This is a genomic window from Sphingomonas sp. (genome assembly GCF_036388435.1).
In the GTDB taxonomy this organism is placed as follows: domain Bacteria; phylum Pseudomonadota; class Alphaproteobacteria; order Sphingomonadales; family Sphingomonadaceae; genus Sphingomonas.
Map to the genome: position 1 here is coordinate 1 of NZ_DASVRV010000020.1, position 5,496 is coordinate 5,496.

Genomic DNA, 5,496 nt, shown 5'->3' on the forward strand with positions numbered 1-5,496 from the left:
TGCAGCGGTTCAGGCGAATGAGCTCTCTACAGAAGTTCGCCTCCGTCCATGCCAACGTCCACAACCACTTCAACCTCGAACGCCACCTCGTCGATCGACCGACCTACAAGGAACGACGCTCCGCCGCACTGGCGGAGTGGCGGGTGCTCGCGAACTAGACGCGGATCCTCATAGACCCGAGTGCATCCTGCAGAGACCGGTTCGCATTAGACTGACAGCACCCTGGCGACAGCTACGGCAGCCCGGAACGCGAATATACCCGGCTTATCGCCCCGTTCGGTCAAACCTGAACTCTCACAGAACGCGTGAGTGGATGTCCGCTATCCACCCATAGCGGACATTGTTAACCTCCCCTACTCCGCCGCGACCAGTTCGGGCGTGTCGTCGAGCGGGTGCGCCAACCGCCCCAGCATCTCCTTCGGTACCACCTGCCAGAACCGGCCCGCCGCGCGGGGCCAGTCGTCGAGCAGGCCCCTGGCCCATTTGCTGTCGGTGGCGTGGACGTGGGCGGCGATCAGGTCGCGCAGGGTCGCTTCCCAATGCCCCGACCTCAACCGGACCCAGACGATGCTGTCGGGGTTGGCGCGGCGCTCGAACGTGTCCTCCGCGTCGTAGATGAACGCCATGCCGCCGGTCATGCCCGCGCCGAAATTGCGGCCGACCTCGCCCAGCACGACCGCCATGCCGCCGGTCATATATTCGCAGCCATTCGCGCCGCAGCCCTCGACCACCACGATCGCGCCCGAATTGCGGACCGCGAAGCGTTCGCCCGCCTGGCCCGCCGCGAAGAGCCGGCCCGAGGTCGCGCCGTAGAGGACGGTGTTGCCGATGATGGTGTTGTCCTGGCTTGCTAGCGGGCTCGACACCGCGGGACGGACGATGATCGTGCCGCCCGACAGGCCCTTGCCGACATAATCGTTGGCGTCGCCGAACACCTCGAGCGTGACGCCCTTGATCAGGAAGGCGCCGAGCGACTGGCCCGCGCTCCCGCGCAGGCGGATGGTGACATGGCCGTCGCTCAGACGATTGCCGCCCAGGGTGCGGAGGACCTCGCTCGACAGGCGGGTGCCGACCGCGCGGTGGGTGTTGCGGACGGAATAGGTCAATTGCATCTTCTCGGCGCGCGAGAAGACGGCGGCGGCGTCGCGGATGATCTGTGCGTCGAGGCTGTCGGGCACGTCGTTGCGGAAGGTCGACAAGGAGAAGCGGCGCTCGGCGTCGGTCGCGTCGACCTTGGCGAGGATGGGGTTGAGGTCGAGATCGTCGAGATGCTCGGCGCCCCGGCTGACCTGGCGGAGGAATTCGGTGCGGCCGATCACCTCGTCGAGCGAGCGGACGCCGAGCCGCGCCAGGATGTCGCGGACCTCCTCGGCGATGAAGGTCATGAGGTTGATGACCTTTTCGGGGGAGCCGGTGAACTTGGCGCGCAGCCGCGGGTCCTGGGTGCAGACGCCGACCGGGCAGGTGTTCGAATGGCATTGGCGCACCATGATGCAGCCCATCGCCACCAGGCTCAACGTGCCGATGCCGAACTCCTCCGCCCCCAGGATCGCGGCGACGACCACGTCGCGCCCGGTCTTGAGCCCGCCGTCCGCGCGCAGGCGGATGCGGCCGCGCAGGCCGTTCAGGGTCAGCACCTGGTTCACCTCGGACAGCCCCATCTCCCAGGGGGTGCCGGCATATTTGATCGAGGATTGCGGCGAGGCGGCGGTGCCGCCGACATGGCCGGAGACGAGGATGACGTCGGCATGCGCCTTGGCGACGCCCGCCGCGACGGTGCCGATGCCCGCCGACGAGACGAGCTTGACGCAGACGCGCGCGCGCGGATTGATCTGTTTCAGGTCGTAAATGAGTTGAGCCAGATCCTCGATCGAATAGATGTCGTGATGCGGCGGGGGCGAGATGAGCGTGACGCCGGGCGTCGCGTGGCGCAGCTTGGCGATATATTCGGTGACCTTGAAGCCGGGCAGCTGGCCGCCCTCGCCGGGTTTGGCGCCCTGGGCGACCTTGATCTCGATCTCGTCGCAGGCGTTGAGATATTCGGCGGTGACGCCGAAGCGGCCCGACGCGATCTGCTTGATGACCGAATTGGCGTTGTCGCCGTTCGCGCGGGGGGTGAAGCGCTCGCCGTCCTCGCCCCCCTCACCCGACACCGCCTTGGCGCCGATGCGGTTCATGGCGATGGCGAGCGTCTCGTGCGCCTCGGGGCTGAGCGCGCCGAGCGACATGCCGGGGGTGACGAAGCGCTTCCTGATCTCGGTGATCGCCTCGACCTGCTCGACCGCGACGCCTTCGGAGGGGAAGTTGAACTGGAGCAGGTCGCGTAAGTAGACGGGCGGCAGGTCGGCGACCCCGCGCGAGAATTGCAGATAATTGGAATAGCTGTCGGTCGCCACCGCCGTCTGGAGCAGGTGCATCAGCTGCGCGGAATAGGCGTGGACCTCCTCGCCGTGGCGCTGGCGGTAGAAGCCGCCGATGGGGAGCGTCGCGACGCCGGAGTCGAAGGCGAGATCGTGCCGGTCGGCGGCGTTGAGGTGGAGCGAGGCATAGCCCTCCCCTGAGATCTTGGCGGGCATGCCGGGGAACAGGTCGTTGACCAGGCTGCGCGAGAGCCCGACCGCCTCGAAATTATAGCCGCCCCGGTAGGAGGAGATGACGGCGATGCCCATCTTGGACATGATCTTGAGCAACCCCTCCTCGATCGCGGTGCGGTGCCGGGCGAGGCACTGGTCGAGCGAGAGGTCACCGAACAGCCCGCGCGCGTGGCGGTCGGCGATGGCGGCTTCGGTGAGATAGGCGTTCACCGTGGTCGCGCCCACGCCGATCAGCACCGCATAATAATGGGTGTCGAGGCATTCCGCCGTGCGGACGTTGACGCTGGCATAGGAGCGCAGGCCGCGCCGGACGAGATGGGTGTGGACGGCGGCGGCGGCGAGGACGCCGGCGATGGCGATGCGGTCCTCCGAGATGTTCTCGTCGGTCAGGAACAGCTCGGACCGGCCCTCGCGCACGGCCTGTTCGGCCTCGTGGCGGATGCGGGCGATGGCGGCGCGCAGGCGCTCGGGCCCACCCCCTGCTTCGAAGGTGCAGTCGATCGTCGCGGCCGAGCGGCCGAAATGGGCGTGCAGCCGGTTCCAGTCGGAGCCGGTCAGCACCGGGCTTTCGAGGACGAGCACCCGCCCGCGCCGGTCGGCGGTGTCGAGGATGTTGGCGAGGTTGCCGAACCGCGTCTTGAGCGTCATCGCATAGCGTTCGCGCAACGGATCGATCGGCGGGTTGGTCACCTGGCTGAAATTCTGGCGGAAGAACTGGCTGATGAGGCGCGGATTGTCGGAGATGACCGCCAGCGGCGTGTCGTCGCCCATCGAGCCCACGGCCTCCTTCGCGCCCTCCACCATGGGCGCCAGGATCAGCTCCATGTCTTCCAGCGTCTGGCCGGCGGCGACCTGGCGGCGCGCGAGCTCGGCGCGCGGATAGCGGACGACCGTGTCGTCGTGGGGCAGGTCGGGGAGCGTCAGGAAATCGTCGATCCAGCCCGAATAATCGGCCTCGGCGGCGATGCGGTCCTTGATCTCGCGATCCTCGAACACGCGGCCTTCGTCCAGGTCGACCGCGATCATCTGGCCGGGTCCCAGACGCCCCTTGGCGATCACGGTCGATTCGGGAACGGGCACCATGCCGCTTTCCGACCCGACGATCAGCAGCCCGTCATTGGTGCGGGTGTAGCGGAGCGGGCGCAGCGCGTTACGGTCCATCCCCGCCACCGCCCAGCGCCCGTCGGTCATGGCGAGCGCGGCGGGGCCGTCCCACGGTTCCATGACGCTGGCGAGGTAGCGGTACATCGACGCGTGGTTCGGGGGCGTGTCGTCGCCCTCGTCCAGCGCTTCGGGCACCAGCATCAGCTTGGCGGTGGGCGCGTCGCGGCCCGAGCGGCAGATCGCCTCGAACACCGCGTCCAGGGCGGCGGTGTCGCTGGCGCCGGCGGGGATGACGGGTTTGATGTCCTCCGAATGCTCGCCGAACGCGATGCTCGCCATTTTGATCTCGTGGGAGAGCATCCAGTTCTTGTTGCCGCGGATCGTGTTGATCTCGCCGTTATGCGCCAGGCAGCGGAAGGGCTGGGCCAGCCACCATTGCGGAAAGGTGTTGGTGGAATAACGCTGGTGGAAAATCGCGACGCGGCTTTCGAAGCGCTGGTCCTTCAGGTCGGGATAGAAGTCCGACAGGCTCTCGGCGAGGAACAGGCCCTTGTAGACGATGGAGCGGCAGGACAGCGAGCAGATGTAGAAGCCCTGGATCTGCGCGGCGATGACACGCTTCTCGATCCGGCGGCGGACGAGGTAGAGCGTCTTCTCGAACTCGGCGGCGTCCTCCTCGTGCGGCAACGGGCCGGCGATCAGCAGCTGCTCGATCTCGGGGCGGGTGGTCTGCGCCTTGGTGCCGATCACCGACACGTCGACGGGGACCTGCCGCCAGCCATAGATGGTGTAGCCCGCCTCGATCACCGCGCTTTCGACGATGGTGCGGCAGGACTCCTGCGCGCCGAGATCGGTGCGCGGCAGGAAGATCTGCCCGACGGCGAGACGGTTGGGGCGCACCTTGTGCCCCGAGGCCGCGACCGCGTCGTCGAAGAAGCGGTGCGGCAGGTCGAGATGCACCCCCGCCCCGTCGCCGGTCTTGCCATCGGCGTCGACGGCGCCGCGGTGCCACACGGCCTTCAGCGCGTCGATCGCGGACTGGACCACGCGGCGCGACGGCCGGCCGTCGGTCGCGGCGACGAGCCCGACGCCGCAAGCGTCGGATTCCATGTCCGGGCGGTACATGCCGTCGCGGGCGAGGCGGAGGCGTTCGGCTTCATGGGTCATCGGCCAAATCCTTCGATCAGCTTATGGTGTTCGGCGTACAGACGCGCCCGTTCGATCTGCGTCAGCAGCGCCGGCGCGCGCGACCAGGCGTCGTTCAACGTCGCCGCACGCTCGATCGCATCCATGGCATATTCGTGGGTCAGCCTGTTACGAACCTCGAGCAGTTCCCGCCACTCACTCACGGTCTCGATCACGCCCGCGCGATGCAGGTTCTCGAACAGCTCGCGAACGGGGAGCAATTCATCATCACCCGAGATGGCCGCTTGGAGGCGCGGGAACAGCTTTCGAAGAACATGGTCCCGCGCTTGAGTGAAACGCTGGAGGAACGCGTCGATCGCCTTCATCATATCCGGCTCGTTCGACGCCGCGCCTTCGGACGTGACCGGAAACCAGTTCGCATCGTCGCGTACCGAAAGCGCCAGCCGCGTGCCGATCGCCGCCAGCGCATCGAAGGTCTGCCGCAGGCGATCGTCGCGCGCGCTCACAGCACGATCCCGCACGAATGCGCCACCTCGTCGATGGGCCGTAGGGGCCGACCCCGAACATGGAAGACGAGGTCCATCTTCTGCTCGTCGATACGTTCGTACACGCGCCACCGGAAGTCGGCCGCGTGCGGGACGTCCTGCTGCCC

2 protein-coding genes and 1 pseudogene are annotated in these 5,496 nt (G+C 67.5%); 1 reads left to right on the forward strand and 2 read right to left on the reverse strand.

Annotation, left to right across the window (positions count from 1 at the left end; translation table 11 throughout):
* Positions 1-158, forward strand: a pseudogene (locus VF592_RS14325) (IS6 family transposase); the annotation flags it as partial.
* Positions 159-353: 195 nt separating this feature from the next.
* Here the strand turns inward: VF592_RS14325 and gltB are convergent.
* Positions 354-4,865, reverse strand: coding sequence for a glutamate synthase large subunit (gene gltB / locus VF592_RS05285; protein WP_331004570.1), 4,512 nt, complete (start codon positions 4,863-4,865; stop codon positions 354-356).
* Positions 4,862-5,350: a hypothetical protein gene (locus tag VF592_RS05290; protein ID WP_331004571.1), complete on the reverse strand. Its 489-nt coding sequence runs from the start codon at positions 5,348-5,350 to the stop codon at positions 4,862-4,864. Before VF592_RS05290 ends, gltB begins: the two co-directional genes overlap by 4 nt.
* Between the last annotated feature and the right edge of the window lie 146 nt (positions 5,351-5,496).